This window comes from bacterium (genome assembly GCA_035295165.1).
Lineage (GTDB): Bacteria > Sysuimicrobiota > Sysuimicrobiia > Sysuimicrobiales > Segetimicrobiaceae > JAJPIA01.
In genome coordinates, this window is the sequence record DATGJN010000082.1 from 1 (window position 1) to 13,152 (window position 13,152).

General features: G+C 69.4%; 16 protein-coding genes. 6 read left to right on the forward strand and 10 right to left on the reverse strand.

Features of this window, described 5'->3' with window-relative positions; translation table 11 throughout:
* A partial coding sequence (locus VKZ50_12785) for an MBL fold metallo-hydrolase RNA specificity domain-containing protein (GenBank protein ID HLJ60593.1) occupies positions 1 to 212 on the forward strand: 212 nt, incomplete at its 5' end.
* A gap of 6 nt (positions 213 to 218) precedes the next feature.
* On the opposite strand, the gene VKZ50_12790 is transcribed toward VKZ50_12785, so the two are convergent.
* From VKZ50_12790 to VKZ50_12800, 3 genes are all read right to left on the reverse strand, one after another.
* A complete protein-coding gene (locus VKZ50_12790; GenBank protein ID HLJ60594.1) occupies positions 219 to 500 on the reverse strand; it encodes an HPr family phosphocarrier protein in 282 nt (93 codons plus the stop codon).
* Positions 497 to 2,245 (reverse strand): phosphoenolpyruvate--protein phosphotransferase, encoded by a 1,749-nt coding sequence (gene ptsP / locus VKZ50_12795; protein ID HLJ60595.1) that lies wholly within the window; start codon positions 2,243 to 2,245, stop codon positions 497 to 499. The genes VKZ50_12790 and ptsP overlap by 4 nt, the downstream gene beginning before the upstream one ends.
* Positions 2,246 to 2,756: 511 nt before the next feature.
* Entirely contained in the window at positions 2,757 to 3,935 is a 1,179-nt protein-coding gene (locus VKZ50_12800; protein HLJ60596.1) for a GAF domain-containing sensor histidine kinase, read from the reverse strand.
* 440 nt (positions 3,936 to 4,375) lie between these two features.
* Between VKZ50_12800 and VKZ50_12805 the strand changes: the two genes are divergently transcribed.
* The gene (locus VKZ50_12805; protein HLJ60597.1) at positions 4,376 to 5,476 is read left to right on the forward strand and encodes a hypothetical protein; all 1,101 of its coding nucleotides are present in this window, start codon (positions 4,376 to 4,378) and stop codon (positions 5,474 to 5,476) included.
* A gap of 40 nt (positions 5,477 to 5,516) precedes the next feature.
* On the opposite strand, the gene pfkA is transcribed toward VKZ50_12805, so the two are convergent.
* Together pfkA and VKZ50_12815 are read right to left on the reverse strand one after the other, a co-directional pair.
* Positions 5,517 to 6,476 carry a 6-phosphofructokinase gene (gene pfkA / locus VKZ50_12810; GenBank protein HLJ60598.1) on the reverse strand — a complete coding sequence of 320 codons (960 nt, stop codon included), beginning with the start codon at positions 6,474 to 6,476 and terminating at the stop codon, positions 5,517 to 5,519.
* Positions 6,477 to 6,663: 187 nt separating this feature from the next.
* Positions 6,664 to 7,107 carry an Hsp20/alpha crystallin family protein gene (locus VKZ50_12815; GenBank protein ID HLJ60599.1) on the reverse strand — a complete coding sequence of 148 codons (444 nt, stop codon included), beginning with the start codon at positions 7,105 to 7,107 and terminating at the stop codon, positions 6,664 to 6,666.
* 418 nt (positions 7,108 to 7,525) lie between these two features.
* Here VKZ50_12815 and VKZ50_12820 point away from each other — a divergent pair, with 418 nt between their 5' ends.
* A complete protein-coding gene (locus VKZ50_12820) occupies positions 7,526 to 7,990 on the forward strand; it encodes a universal stress protein (protein ID HLJ60600.1) in 465 nt (154 codons plus the stop codon).
* A 33-nt stretch (positions 7,991 to 8,023) separates the two neighbouring features.
* Here the strand turns inward: VKZ50_12820 and VKZ50_12825 are convergent, their stop codons facing one another.
* The 4 genes from VKZ50_12825 to VKZ50_12840 form a co-directional block, all read right to left on the reverse strand.
* On the reverse strand, positions 8,024 to 9,010 hold the full coding sequence (locus VKZ50_12825; protein HLJ60601.1) for a zinc-dependent alcohol dehydrogenase family protein: 987 nt from the start codon (positions 9,008 to 9,010) through the stop codon (positions 8,024 to 8,026).
* Between the two features lie 27 nt (positions 9,011 to 9,037).
* Positions 9,038 to 9,232 carry a hypothetical protein gene (locus tag VKZ50_12830; GenBank protein ID HLJ60602.1) on the reverse strand — a complete coding sequence of 65 codons (195 nt, stop codon included), beginning with the start codon at positions 9,230 to 9,232 and terminating at the stop codon, positions 9,038 to 9,040.
* Between the two features lie 102 nt (positions 9,233 to 9,334).
* On the reverse strand, positions 9,335 to 9,772 hold the full coding sequence (locus tag VKZ50_12835) for a universal stress protein (protein HLJ60603.1): 438 nt from the start codon (positions 9,770 to 9,772) through the stop codon (positions 9,335 to 9,337).
* Positions 9,769 to 10,266 carry a CBS domain-containing protein gene (locus VKZ50_12840; protein HLJ60604.1) on the reverse strand — a complete coding sequence of 166 codons (498 nt, stop codon included), beginning with the start codon at positions 10,264 to 10,266 and terminating at the stop codon, positions 9,769 to 9,771. The genes VKZ50_12835 and VKZ50_12840 overlap by 4 nt, the downstream gene beginning before the upstream one ends.
* A 325-nt stretch (positions 10,267 to 10,591) precedes the next feature.
* On the opposite strand from VKZ50_12840, the gene VKZ50_12845 reads away from it, so the two are divergent.
* On the forward strand, positions 10,592 to 11,275 hold the full coding sequence (locus VKZ50_12845) for a CBS domain-containing protein (GenBank protein ID HLJ60605.1): 684 nt from the start codon (positions 10,592 to 10,594) through the stop codon (positions 11,273 to 11,275).
* Positions 11,276 to 11,347: 72 nt separating this feature from the next.
* On the opposite strand, the gene VKZ50_12850 is transcribed toward VKZ50_12845, so the two are convergent.
* On the reverse strand, positions 11,348 to 11,875 hold the full coding sequence (locus VKZ50_12850; protein ID HLJ60606.1) for a hypothetical protein: 528 nt from the start codon (positions 11,873 to 11,875) through the stop codon (positions 11,348 to 11,350).
* 258 nt (positions 11,876 to 12,133) lie between these two features.
* Between VKZ50_12850 and VKZ50_12855 the strand changes: the two genes are divergently transcribed.
* Both VKZ50_12855 and VKZ50_12860 read left to right on the forward strand, forming a co-directional pair.
* A complete protein-coding gene (locus VKZ50_12855; protein ID HLJ60607.1) occupies positions 12,134 to 12,367 on the forward strand; it encodes a cold shock domain-containing protein in 234 nt (77 codons plus the stop codon).
* A 212-nt stretch (positions 12,368 to 12,579) separates the two neighbouring features.
* A partial coding sequence (locus VKZ50_12860; GenBank protein HLJ60608.1) for an ATP-dependent metallopeptidase FtsH/Yme1/Tma family protein occupies positions 12,580 to 13,152 on the forward strand: 573 nt, incomplete at its 3' end.

The following is a 13,152-nucleotide window of genomic DNA, read 5'->3' on the forward strand; positions in this document are numbered from 1 at the left end:
ACGCGGTGCGGCTGCAGGTCCGCACGGTCGCGTCGTTCAGCGCACACGCCGATCAGGCGGAACTGACCGCGTGGGTGCGACGGATCCCGTCGGTCGGGCGCGCCTACTGCGTGCACGGCGACGAGGACGAGGCCGCCGCGCTGACCCAGTATCTCCGATCAGTCGGTTACCGCGCCGAGGTCCCCACGCGCAACGTCACGGTCGAGGTCTAGCGGCGCTCACGCGTCCCCCGGGGTCGCACGGTGCAGCCCCTGTTCGAACAGCGTGACCAGCGTGGCCAGCGCGGCCGCTTCGCCGTCGCCGTCGGCCCGAAGCACCACCGTCGCCTGATCCGGCACGCCGAGCCCCAGCACCTGGATGATACTCTTCGCGTCCGCGACCCGCCCATCGTACTCGACCGTCACCCGGCACGCGTGCGGCCTCGCCGCGGCCACAAGCGCGGCGGCGGGCCGCGCGTGCAGCCCGACTCCCGTGCGCACGACCACCTCGGCCGACGTCATCGCCGCGGATCACGAGACGCGTCTTGGGACCGGACCGCGGAAGCGCGCGCCCCCAGCAACGCCCGGATCTCCGCCGCGGTCCCGCAGGCGAGCGCACGGTCGACGAGCGCCCGCGCCTCGACGAGCGCGATCGCCCGCACCGCCGCCTTCACCTCCGGCAGCGAAGACGGGGTCATGCTGAGCTCGCTCACGCCGAGCCCCACCAGTAGCGGAGCCGCAAGCGGATCTCCTGCGAGTTCTCCGCACACGCCGACCCACCGGCCGCCGCGGCCGGGCGCGCGCGTGACTGCGGCGATCAGCCGCAACACCGCGGGGTGCAAGGCGTCGGCGAGCGTCGCCACCTGCGGGTTCGTCCGGTCGACCGCGAGCGCATACTGCACCAGATCGTTTGTACCGACGCTGAAGAACTCCACCTCGCCGAACAGCGTGTCCGCGAGGACCGCCGCGGACGGGATCTCGATCATGATCCCGAGACGCACAGGACCGTGCGACACCCCCCGCCGGGCGAGTTGCGCCCGCGCGTCGCGGATCAGCCGCCGGGCTTCCCGGACCTCCCCGGCGTCGGAGACCATCGGGAGCATGACCCAGACGTGCCCATGCGCCGCGGCCCGGAGGAGCGCTCGGAGCTGCGTGAGGAACACGTCCTCGTGCCTGAGACAGAGTCGCAGCCCGCGGAGGCCGAGAAACGGGTTGTCTTCCCGCGGGATCGCCAGCCAGGGCACGGATTTGTCGCCGCCGATGTCGAGCGTGCGTACGATAACCGGACGTGGCGCCATCGTGGCGGCGGCCGCGCGGTACGTCTCGTACTGCTCGTCCTCGCCGGGCGGCGAGGCGCGGCGCATGAACAGGAACTCGGTCCGGAACAGACCCACGCCTTCCGCGCCCTGTCGGAGCGCTTCGGCGACGTCCTCCAACGATCCCACGTTCGCCGCCACCTCAATGCGATGCCCGTCTGTCGTTTCGGCCGGGAGATCGCGAAGCGCCGCCAACCCGGCACGCCGCTCCGACGCCACCTGGCGCTGCTCCTCCCATGCCGCCACCGTGGCGGCGTCCGGCGCCACCAGGACGACTCCCTGGGCCCCGTCCACGATCAGCGTCTCACCAGGCAAGACCGCCGACGTGGCCCCCGGGACGCCGACACACGCCGGAATCCCGAGCGCGCGCGCCAGGATCGCGGCGTGCGCGGTCGGACTGCCCACCTCGGTGACGAACCCCAGGACCTTTCTGCGGTCAAGCGCCGCCGTGTCGGATGGTAGGAGCTCGTCGGCCACGATCACCGACGGCGAGGCGATCTCCGCGAGCGGGTGGGTCGCGCCCTCGAGCACGGCCCGCACGCGGGCCGCGACATCCCGGACATCGGCGGCCCGCGCGCGCAGGTATTCATCGGGAAGAGACTCGAGCTGAGCGGCCACACGTGCGCCCGCATCCTCGATCGCGCGCTCGGCAGAACACCGGGCGTCTTGGATAAGTCGTTCGGCCCGCCCGATCAGCTCCGGATCGTCGAGCATGAGCGCCTGCGCCTCGAACACGCCCGCTTCTTCCCGTCCCACGGCGGATGTCATTCCCTTCGTGGTCTCGGCGAGGTCCTCCCTGGCACGCGCGACCGCGGCCGCCAGGCGCGCCGTCTCCCGCCCAACGGCGTCGGCGGAGATACCGTCGGCCGGCGCGGGCGCGTGCCGCCGGAAGAGCACCGCCGGACCGATCCCGATGCCGCTCGAGGCCCCTGTCCCGCGCAGTTCTCTCACGACCGCGTCCCCCCTACAGCGCATCATCGCTGCGGACGTCCCCGACCAGGATCCCGCGCCCGTCGGGGGCCCACCATCGGGTCGAAGCCTGATTTGGACAACCCGCGTTCGCGTCGGCGTAGGGACGAGAGGCGGGTCGAACGCCCCGTGAGCAGACGCGATCCCGTACCGCGCCACCCCGTCGTGTGTCAGGACTCCGGCGAAGCTCTGACGCTGCCACGTTGTTGACGCCGAAGTTCAGGAGCGCTCCAACGAAACGAGCCTCGCCAGATCCCTACGGCGCGCAACGGCTACAGGGCCGGTGGCGGTCAGTTCGTCGTCAGTTACCGACCAGGATCAGGCGTGGCGGCTCGGGCGCTGGCTCACGCCGGGGTCCATCGATGGCGGCCCTCCATTGTCGGGTCGGCCGTCTCACCCGGCTCGGCGCCGGCGACGACGAGTTCCACGGCCACGCGCGTGCGACAGACTGGGCGGAACCCGAACATACAGAACACGTGAGCGCGGCCCGCCGCTAATGCCCCTTGAGGAGAGGAAGCCGTGCGAGGATCGTGGTCCCGGCCCCGGGCACGGACAGCACCTGCAAGCTCCCGCCCACCAATTGCGCTCGTTCGCGCATGCCGTGCAACCCGAGGCTCTTCTTCGGATGCGCCTCTTCCAGGACGAAGCCTTTGCCGTCGTCGCGGATCATCACGATCAGCCAGTCATCCCTGCGATCCACCCGGATCTCGAGTTGTTTCGCCTCGGCGTAGCGGAGCGTGTTCGTCGCGGCCTCCTGGACGATGCGATAGGCCGCGGTCTCGACATCCCGCGGCAGCCGATCTTCCACCCCGATGATCTTGAGACTGACGTCGAGCCCGGTGGGTTTCAGGTGCGTGTCGACGTACGACCGCACCGCCGCGGTGAGCCCGTGGTCATCCAGGATCAACGGCCTGAGGTCGTAGACCAGCTTGTGCAACTCGTCCAAACTCTGCTCCGCGACGGCCCGAACGCGCCCCAGGGCGCCCGTGACCCTCGCCCTATCCGTGGTATCGATGTGTTCGATCAAGTGCGTTAACTGAATGATGAGCGCGGTCATCATCTGGCCGGCGTGGTCGTGGAGGTCCTGCGCGATGCGCCGGCGCTCCTCTTCCTGCGCCATCAGCAGGCGCTGCATCAGGTCGCGTGTCGTGGCCTCGCGGTCGCGCACCTCTTCAAACAAGCGGGCCCGCTGGATGGCGACCGCCACGTCGTGGCCGAGTGCTTCCAGGACATCGAGATCGTGCTGGGCAAGCACCCGGCCGGGAGGCAGCAACAGGTTCAGGATGCCGACGGCGCTGTCGCCCTGCGACATCAGCGGGATCGTGGCATGCTGGTGCCGATCCGGGCTCTGGGGCAGCGCCTGCTCCAGCCTCAGGCAGTCGATCAGGTTGACCGCCTGCTTGAGCCGTCCCTCCCGGAGCATCTGCATACACCGGCACTCGCCGGACATCCGCCGCTTCCCCGACACCGCGAGCGCCGGGGGCAGGTTGACGTCGGACGCGAGCGAGAACGTGTCGGTTTCCGCGTCGTGGAAGAAGATCCACCCCGCGTCCGCTTCCGCCAGTTCGATAATGCGAGGCAGCGCACCGTCCAGCGCTTCGCGAAGCGTGAACGAGCGGTTGAGGATTTGCGAGAACGCGCGCAATACTCCTGTTCGGCTCTCTAGCGGCATCGTCGCCCTCCGAGCCCTAGCACACTCCCTATGATACACGAATCCGCGAACCACTAGCCCCCCCAACAGATTTCCACCGCGCCCGAACGGCTCCTGGCAGCGCCGCCGATGCGTCGAGCTCGTCCGGCGAACCGTGCGGGCGACATCGGGCCCACGCCGGATCGCGGAACGCGGTCTTCCAGGGCGACGATGAACGGACCGTGCGGAATCCGCACATCGTGTCGTCGCGCCGCCGGACATCAGCCGCGTGCGGGTGCGACACCGGGGAACCGACAGGCCGCTGCGTCGACGGCGGCGATGCATCGTGCTGCTGGTCGCAGAAGCGCCGGAACCGATCCGGGGAGCCGCGCGCCGGCCGGGGGATCTGCGGACACGCGGGCGAAATACCCACTGTGACGAAGCGCCGCCAGTCCAGGCACGGTGGCGTCGCGCGGTCGCGGGTGCGTGTTCGCCGCGCGGCACACGCCGGCCCGCCGCGAACGCGGACGTCGAACATCATCCCCATCCGGGCGCTCGCAGGCTACCTCTTTCGCGTGGCCGCCTCGCGCCTGCGGCGCCAACCGCGCGCCACCGAGCTTGCGTACGATCAGGTCGTCCGGGGACCCGTGTGGGCATGCACCGATCTCGGCGCGTTCCCCCGGCCGTTGGCTCGGCTACCCGGTGTTGAGGCCGTCGTGCTGATGGAGGATCGGCACCCGCAGTTCTTCCTGTCGTTTCGCGAATATACGCCGCGGGCCGACACCGGGCTCGACCGCCACGGCCCGCTGCATCGATGGTCGACACAGCGGGATCTCCTGGAGTTGGTGGGCGCGCTGCACGCGCAGGGCATTCGGGTGGTCATCGGCTGCTGGAACTACGGGGGCTGGTGGCCGCTGCCCCCTTCCCGCTGGCTGCGCGGGCATCCCGAGCTTCGCCGTGTGCCAGGCAGCGCCGACCTGAACCCGTTTGTCCGCCTCACGCGCGAGGGCGTGTCCTACGCCGAGTACATCGGGTGTCAGTACGAGCGCCTTCGCGCGGCGTTCGGGTTCGACGGCCTGATGTTGGGAGACGGCTTCTGTGGGTTCGGCTCGTTTGTGGCGCCGGATCTGCACTCTGATCGAGCGGATACCATCCCGCAGTGGACGGAGTTCTACCGGACCGTCGCGACGCACGTCCATGCAAGCAATGGCGTCCTCGTCGCCTACGACTACATGGGTTTCCCCCCTCGCGACGCGCGCCGTCACGGCGCCGACTACCGAGCGCTCGCCGGCGCCGGGCTCGACATCCTCGTGTACCAAGCGTATCCGCAGGCGTGGGGCCGATACTGGCTCGCAGAGCAGCGGGGCCGCTTCGGGCTCCACGCGTGCGCCCGCAACCTCGCGACCGTTCGAGCCGCCCTCACGGGCACCGGGACGCGAATCCTCTACACGGTCGAACTCATGGACTCGGTCGAACGGTGGACGGCGGAAGCCCCGTCAACGAGCAGGCAGATGGTCGCGCTCGATCCCCTGGCAGACGGGCGGTTCTTGGTCTGGGCCAACGACCTCTTCGCGCGGCGTTGACCGGCACCTCGGACCCAGCGGCCGCGGGCGGCTCCGGCGGTCACACCGCGAACACGCCGTCGAGTTGATAGAGCGAGAGATCGAGGGTCCGCGAGCCCGCGAGCGCGTCGGCGAACCCGGCCGCGACGACCGTCCCGCCCCGCTGCACGGCAAGCGTACCCGCCTGCCCGTCGAGGAGAGATTGCACGGCCGTCGCCGCGAGGCGGCTCGCGAGAATCCGATCGAACGCCGTCGGCGCGCCTCCTCGCTGCACGTGACCGAGCACGGTCGCGCGCATCTGCATCCCGACCGCTTGGCTCAGCTGCCCGGCAATCGCCGCGCCGTCGCCTGCACCCTCGGCCACGACGACGACCGTATGGGCCTTCTGCGCCCGCTGCCGCGCCAGGACTCGCGTGACCACCTGGTCGAGCGTCCACGGGACCTCCGGAATGAGCACCACATCCGCGCCCGTCGCGAGGCCAGCGTGGAGCGCGAGCCACCCACAACCCCGTCCCATCGTCTCAACGACGAACGTGCGCTCGTGGGCCGACGCGGTGTCCCGGATGCGGTCGATCGCCTCGACGATGGTGTTGAGCGCGGTGTCCGCGCCGATCGTCATCTCGCTCCCGGGGATGTCGTTGTCGATCGTCGAGGAGATCCCCACGACCGCCACGCCGCGCCGGTACAGCGCCAGCGCGCCCGCCTGGGTGCCGTTTCCGCCGATCACGACCAAGCCGTCCAGGTCCAGACGGCGCCACGCCTGAAGGGCCGCCTCCCGTCCGGCGTCCGTCGCGAACTCCGGACACCGGGCGCTGCGAAGGATCGTTCCTCCCGTCTCGATGATCCCGCCGACGGCGCCGGAGTCCAGCGGCACCGTGTCGCCGACCATCAACCCGGCGTACCCGTGTCGGATCCCGACCACGGTCGTATCCCGCGCGATCGCCAGCCGCACGACGGCGCGGATCGCCGCGTTCATGCCGGGCGCGTCTCCTCCGCTCGTCAGCACCCCGATTCGCCGCATCGCTCACTCCTCCGCGCGCTCTCTCAGCACCCCTACCCTGCCGGAACCATCCTACCCCGCGCCCGGGGACCGGCGCCATCCTCCGGCCACCCGATTGCGCCGTCCGGCCGTGGCCCGACGCCGTGCACACAAAAAGACGGGGAAGGCCGTCCTGACCTCCCCCCAGACGATGACCTCGACGCTGCCGCTACGCGGCCTGCACTTTGACCGATACCGGCTTGGCCTCGGTGGCCTTCGGGATCTTGACCTCCAGGATCCCATCCTTGTATTGGGCCACCGCCTCCGCGCCCTTCACCTCGACCCGCAGCGGAATCATCCGCACAAATGCACCGTAGCGGAGCTCCCGGCGGTAGTAGTTGCGGTCTTTCTGCTCGGTCTCCCGCTTGACTTCACCCTTGATCGTTACCGCATCCCCGGCGACCGTAATATCGAGGAACTTCGGATCGATGTTCGGCAGCTCGGCTCGCACCACGACTTCTCCACCGGTCTCATACACCTCGACCGGCGGTTCCCACTCCGCCGAAGCCAGAGCAGGTAGTGGCGGCCTGGTGAACACCTCGTCGAACAGCCTATCGACGGACCGCTGCAGTGTATCCACGTCCCAGACAGGGCTCCATCGCACAAGCTTCATCGCCCTCACCTCCCCTACGCCCAACGCGCCCCGCCTCATTTTCACGCTACGCCGACGATCCCGAGAGCACAATCGGGTCCGAAATGCATTTTCGGGCGGTCTTCCGGAATGCTCTCGAAATACTCCCACGACCCGATAGCCAATCGGCGGGTTAGACGCTACAGTACTGGTGGAGCGCACGCGGCGATGTGCCGAGTCAAACGCGCGGCCTGGGATGTCCGACAGTTGGCCATGTTCACTCTGGGCGGGGAAATCCCGGAGAGCACCAGCCGACAGTAGGCCCTGGGGCGAGCCAAAGACGGCACCGGCTGCACCAGATGTGCGCTCCCTAACTTTTGTGTCCGGGACGCCTCGAGGACAAGGGACGCGGCGGGGCCGGACGGAAGTAGCTGCCCATCGATGCGGCTCTGGAGGGATCATGACGACGCCGACCGTCCGGCGCATTCTGGTAGCGATAGACTTCTCGGAGAGCGCGGCGCTCGCCCTCGAGTGGGCTCGAACGCTCGCGCGCGCGTGCGGCGCGCAAGTGACGCTCCTCCACGTCGTGGACCTCGGGTCCACCTGGGTCCCGCTGAGCGGCCCCGCCGTGTTTCCGGCCCCCGTGCCAGCCGAGGTCGCGAAGGAGGTCGAGGAACTCGCGCGGGCGTCGCTCGACGCCGTGGCGCCAGGCGCTCCGGAGATCACTCAGCGGATCGTGCGGGCGGGACATCCACGCGAGGCCATCGCCGCGGCCGCGCGGGAGGCCGGCGCCGACCTGATCGTCGTCGGCAGCCACGGGCGCCGCGGAGTCTCGCAACTGTTTATGGGCAGCGTTGCCGAACACGTGGTCAGGCACGCGCCCGTGCCAGTCCTCGTCGTGCGGAACGGCGGCCGCTCCGCCTAGCGTTGGTCGGCGCGCGAGCGCGCCGCCGGAGGCTCAGTCGATCGTCAGCACGGCGGCGCCGCGCACGCGGCCGGCCCGCAGGGTGTCGAGCGCGGCGTTCGCGGCGTCCAACGGAAACGGTTGTACCTCGGTGCGCACCGGGACGACCGGGGCGAGGGCCAGAAACTCCTGAGCGTCCTGCCGGGTGAGATTCGCCACGGACCGGAGGATGCGCTCGCCCCACAGGACGTCGTACGGGAACGCCGGGATCTCCGTCATGTGAATGCCGCCGCAGACCACCGTCCCGGCCTTGACCACCGCGCGGAGCGCGGCGGGGACGAGCCGGCCCACGGGGGCAAAGATGATGGCGGCGTCCAGCGGCTCCGGAGGGGTCTGCAGCGAGTCACCGGCCCATACGACCCCGAGGGACCTCGCGAATTCCTGCGCGGCCGCATCCCCGGGGCTCGTGAAGGCGAAAACGCGCCGGCCCTGGTGGCGCGCGACCTGCGTTACGATGTGCGCCGCCGCGCCGAATCCGTACAGCCCCAACCGCTCGGCGTCGCCGGCCAATCGCAGGCACCGGTAGCCGATGAGCCCGGCGCACAGCAGCGGCGCCGCCTGCAAATCGGCGTACCCGGCGGGAATCGCGAAACAGTAGCGGCCATCGGCGACGGCGTACTCCGCGTATCCACCATCGATCTGGTATCCGGTGAACCGCGCCTCGTCGCACAGGTTCTCGCGACCCGACCGGCAGTACCGGCACCGGCCGCACGTCCACCCCAGCCATGGCACACCGACGCGGTCGCCCACCGCCAGGCCGGCGACGGACGTACCCATCGCTTCGATCACTCCGACGATCTGGTGACCGGGAATGAGCGAGATCTTTGGCCGGGACAGCTCGCCGTCCACGATGTGCAGATCCGTCCGGCACACGCCGCACGCGTGAACGCGGACCAGCACCTCTCCCGGACCGGGCGACGGGCGTGCCACATCGGCCAGGCGCAACGGCGCGCCCGGGCGGTCAAACACCATCCCGCGCATCCGCTGCCCTCCGCCCCGCGGGCGCCCTCAGGACGGCTCGAGCCCGCGATCCGCGTCTTCTTCAGCGTTCTTCAGCAGCAGCCCTTTGACCCCTCGCAAGTCCTTCGCGTCTTTGGCGCCCCGCCGGCTCCGCGCCCCGTGAAACGGGGCCTGCCCCTTCTCGATCGCGCGAACCAGTCTGGACTTCGAGATCTTCTTGGCGGTGACCAACCGCTTCTTCATCGCGACCTCCTGTGGTCCGCCCGCCGGTGATCGTCCCACCGGCTCGTCCGTGCGCGGCCCCGAGCGACCGGTCCCCCCCGTTCCCGGTCGCCCGGACAATCGCTACCGCACGATCAGCACGGGCGTGTGGGCTGCGTGCAAGACGCGCTCGCTCACGCTGCCGAGGATCAAGCCGCCCAACTGGCCGAGCCCGCGGCTACCGATCACGATCAGATCGGCTCCCTTGGCCTTCGCGGCTTCGAGGATCTGGGACGCAGGATCGCCGCGACGATACTCCTTGACGACCGGCGCGTCGACCCCTGTGAGCTCGAGCACGGTGGTGTCCAGGATCTCGTGGCCGGCGCGCTCAAGGCCTTCCTCGAGGATCCCGAAGTCCACCATCGCGCCGGCCCCGGGCCCGCCGAATGCCACCGTCGGCACGTGGCCGACATTGACGACGGTCACCTCGGCCTCCCGCACCTCCCGCGTCAGCCGCGCAACGAACGCGGCCGCGCGCAGCGCGTGAGGCGATCCGTCGGTCGCGAGCAGAATCCGCATCATCGTGATCCCTCCCTACGGCGCCCGCCGGTGACGGCCGTTCGTCGCGGCGCCCGCCGGGGCACCGCGACGGTCCGCCGCGGCGCCTGCTCGACCACGGCACCCGGGCCCGCACGGCGTGCGTTCCCCCGCGGCGTCCGTTCGTGCAGATTCAGGAACACCTGAATGATGTCGCTCGCGCTCACCATGCCGACTACGCGTCCACCCTCGACCACGGGGACGCGACGCACCATCTGATCGAGCATGAGCGCGGCCACGTCCTCGACCGTCGTGTCCTCGCCGACCGAGAGCGGATCGGGGGTCATCACCTCGCGCACCTTCCGGCCGGGACGCGAGGACAGGTCCGTGAAACTGACCATACCGATCATCTGTCCGGCATCGTCCACGACGGGCGCCCCGTGAATCCGGTAGTGAAGCAGGGCGTCCTGTGCCTCCGTGACCGACATGTCAGGGGCGAGCGTGACGACGTCCCGGGTCATGATTTCTCGCGCTTCCATCGCGACACCACCTTCCGGATCTGGACCGTGCCGTCCGTCCGTGTACAGCCTAGCATCGGCGTCCGGCCGGCGGGATCGGGTGCGGGACCGATTTGGGCGAGAGACGCCGGGCCTTGTCCCGGAGGCCTCAACGATATCAGCCCGCCACCCGATGGCAGCGGGCCCGGGCCGCGGCTATCCTGAAGGTGGCCGCGAAGAAACGGATCGACGGCCGAGCGGGTCTGTCCGACAGGGGTCGGGCGCCCCCGGTCGCAGCGGTGCACAGCAGGTGCCGCGAGCGGCGCGAAAGCAAAATTGAGGGACACGGACAGAAAGGAGACCGACGATGCGTGCGCGTGAGGTCATGAGCACCCCCGTCGTGACGGTATACCGGGACGCCCCGCTCAAGGAGATCGCTGAGACGATGGCCGCGCACCACATCAGCGGGGTTCCGGTAATCGAGCGAGACGACCGGCTGTGCGGTATCATCTCTGAATCGGACTTCCTCACGAAGCTCGAGTACGGCACACCGGACGAGGGCACCCGCTTCGGATTGTTCGACCGGCTGGCAAGCACGCTGGGTACGACGCCGAAGCTGCACGCGCGCACGGCGGAAGAACTGATGACCGATCAGGTCGTGACCGCGGGCCCGGAGGTCACGCTGCGCGAACTGGTCCATCTCATGACCACCCGGGCCGTCAACCGGGTGCCGATCATCGAGGGAGGGCGTGTCGTCGGGATCGTCACGCGCGCCGACATTCTAAGGACGCTGGCCCGCCCGGACGAAGCGGTGAGCCAGGAAGTGCGATGGAGCCTCCAGCACGATCTGTGGATCGATCCGGCGGATATCACGGTCACGACGCGCAACGGCGTCGTGACGCTTACGGGCATGCTGGAAACCCGGGCGGACGCGGATCTGGCAAAGCGGCGGGCCGCGACGGTCGCGGGGGTCGTCGACGTCGACGCCATCGGTCTCCGCTTCCGCACCGACGATCGGAAGGTCCGGGGTTTCACAGACCTGCTTCGCTAGTTGCCCGGGTGATGACGCCTAGCGCCGGCGTCGGGCGTGACCGACGCCGGCGCGAAGTGTGTGTCCGTCGCCCTAGGGTACGCCCTCTCTGAGGGTTTCCGCGTAGATCCAGGTGTCGCACTCGAGCGGATCGTCAAACGGAGGCAGCGCCACGGAAACGAGTCGAAACTCCGGCAGTGCGAACTGCGCGCGCAAGCGTCGACAGAGGTCGGCGTCGATCCCGGACGTCGCGTGGCGAACTAACAGCACCTCGACGTGGTCGGCCCGGGTCAGAACCGACAGCGTGGCCAGCGTTTCCGGCGTCGTCTCCGGCGTCGTCTCCGGATGGTCGCACAGCGCGAGCACTACCTGCGTGCCCCGCCGCGCCGCCACGTCCACGCGCAGCCTGCGCTGGCCGACGCGCACAACCGGCCGAACCAGCAGCGTGTGATACCCCGATCTCGCCAGCGTGCGTGCGACGTAGAAGCGCAGCAAGTGACGGTGGTGGTCGGCTTCCCGTGCGGGTTTCGGCGAGGACGCGCGGAACGCGAGATAATTCCGCGTCGCTCCGGCCGTCACCTCCGCCCCGAGATTCTCCGGAAGGTCGAGATCGACGCGCATCGCCGCCTCCTCCCCGCCGGATCGGTACTTGTAACGACACACCCTTTCGACTTTACGCTACATCCCTGGGCCACCGCCCGGCATCCGGCGGGGACCCGATTTGCGCCGGCGCGCCGCCGACTCGCTGAGAACGCAAATCGGGTCGCCGTCCGATGGAGGACAAGCCGCGAACACGCTAGCCTAAACTTAGTAGTGGTGGGGAGGCAAGGAACCATGGTCGATTCGGAACGGTCGCGTGCGCCAAGTGAGGTGACGTCCATGCCATCGTCGACGCAGATCAAGCGCGTCCAAGGCACGGTGCGGTGGTTCAACCGCGTGAGCGGCTTCGGGTTTATCCGCGTCGAAGGCGAGCGCGATGTCTTCGTACACGAGTCGGCCATCAACGCGGCGGGACCCCGGGTCCTCAACGAGGGACAGCCGGTCGAACTCGAGATCGTGGACCACGACGGACGGCGCGAAGCCGCAGACGTGACGCTGGTGAAGGAACTGTAACGCCACAGACGGGCTTGGGCAACACGGGGGCCGGGGCGTATCAGCCTCGGCTTTCGTCGTCGGCGTATGGGCCCGAGACCGGATGCGAATCCGCCCGGGACCGGATAGGCGACGCCACCAGACCCGTCTACTCTGAGAGCAATAGGGTCGTATTCGCGGACCGCCACAGCCGTTGCGGCGTGGCATGGGCCAACGAAGGGACGGAGCCTCGAATGACGGTGCGCGCACGACTGTGGGCGGGGCTATGGATCGCGCTCGCCATCGTTGCGGCGATCATGCTGGGGCTGGTCCTGTCGGAGAAGCTGCCGGCCTCGGACACCGGGGTCTCCTATAGTCGGCTCCTCGACCTCATCCGCGCCGGCACGGTCACGGACGTGGTCTGGCGGAGTGGCGACAACGAGGTCCTCGGAGCGTTGCCTGGACAACGCCCGTTCCACACGTATCTCCCGCCGAACGATGCCAGCGTGCTCGCGCTTCTCCGCGCGAGAGGCGCGTCGATCACGGTCGAACCCGGCGGCCATTTCACCCTCGGTCCTTGGATCGCGGTGATGCTGCCGATGGTCGTGCTGTTCGTCCTGTTGGCGGGGCGGCAGAGCCGCGCGTCCGGGGGACCGGAGGCCCTGTCGCTCTTGAAGAGCCGGGCGCGGCTGCACACGGAGGCGAAGACGCGGGTCACGTTCGAGGACGTGGCGGGGGTGGAAGAAGCGAAGGAGGAGCTCGAGGAGATCATCGAGTTCCTGCGGCATCCGAAGAAGTTCCAGGCGCTGGGGGCGAAGATCCCGCGG

What these genes read in the sequence shown, in the direction of transcription:
- VKZ50_12825 (HLJ60601.1), bottom strand. Translation starts at nt 9,010, where the DNA reads ATGCGCGGGATGGTGTTTGACCGCCCGGGCGCGCCGTTGCGCCTGGCC.
- pfkA (HLJ60598.1), bottom strand. Translation starts at nt 6,476, where the DNA reads ATGCGGCGAATCGGGGTGCTGACGAGCGGAGGAGACGCGCCCGGCATG.
- VKZ50_12855 (HLJ60607.1), top strand. Translation starts at nt 12,134, where the DNA reads ATGCCATCGTCGACGCAGATCAAGCGCGTCCAAGGCACGGTGCGGTGG.
- VKZ50_12850 (HLJ60606.1), bottom strand. Translation starts at nt 11,875, where the DNA reads ATGCGCGTCGATCTCGACCTTCCGGAGAATCTCGGGGCGGAGGTGACG.
- VKZ50_12845 (HLJ60605.1), top strand. Translation starts at nt 10,592, where the DNA reads ATGCGTGCGCGTGAGGTCATGAGCACCCCCGTCGTGACGGTATACCGG.
- VKZ50_12790 (HLJ60594.1), bottom strand. Translation starts at nt 500, where the DNA reads ATGACGTCGGCCGAGGTGGTCGTGCGCACGGGAGTCGGGCTGCACGCG.
- VKZ50_12835 (HLJ60603.1), bottom strand. Translation starts at nt 9,772, where the DNA reads ATGATGCGGATTCTGCTCGCGACCGACGGATCGCCTCACGCGCTGCGC.
- VKZ50_12800 (HLJ60596.1), bottom strand. Translation starts at nt 3,935, where the DNA reads ATGCCGCTAGAGAGCCGAACAGGAGTATTGCGCGCGTTCTCGCAAATC.
- VKZ50_12840 (HLJ60604.1), bottom strand. Translation starts at nt 10,266, where the DNA reads ATGGAAGCGCGAGAAATCATGACCCGGGACGTCGTCACGCTCGCCCCT.
- VKZ50_12820 (HLJ60600.1), top strand. Translation starts at nt 7,526, where the DNA reads ATGACGACGCCGACCGTCCGGCGCATTCTGGTAGCGATAGACTTCTCG.
- VKZ50_12815 (HLJ60599.1), bottom strand. Translation starts at nt 7,107, where the DNA reads ATGAAGCTTGTGCGATGGAGCCCTGTCTGGGACGTGGATACACTGCAG.
- VKZ50_12830 (HLJ60602.1), bottom strand. Translation starts at nt 9,232, where the DNA reads ATGAAGAAGCGGTTGGTCACCGCCAAGAAGATCTCGAAGTCCAGACTG.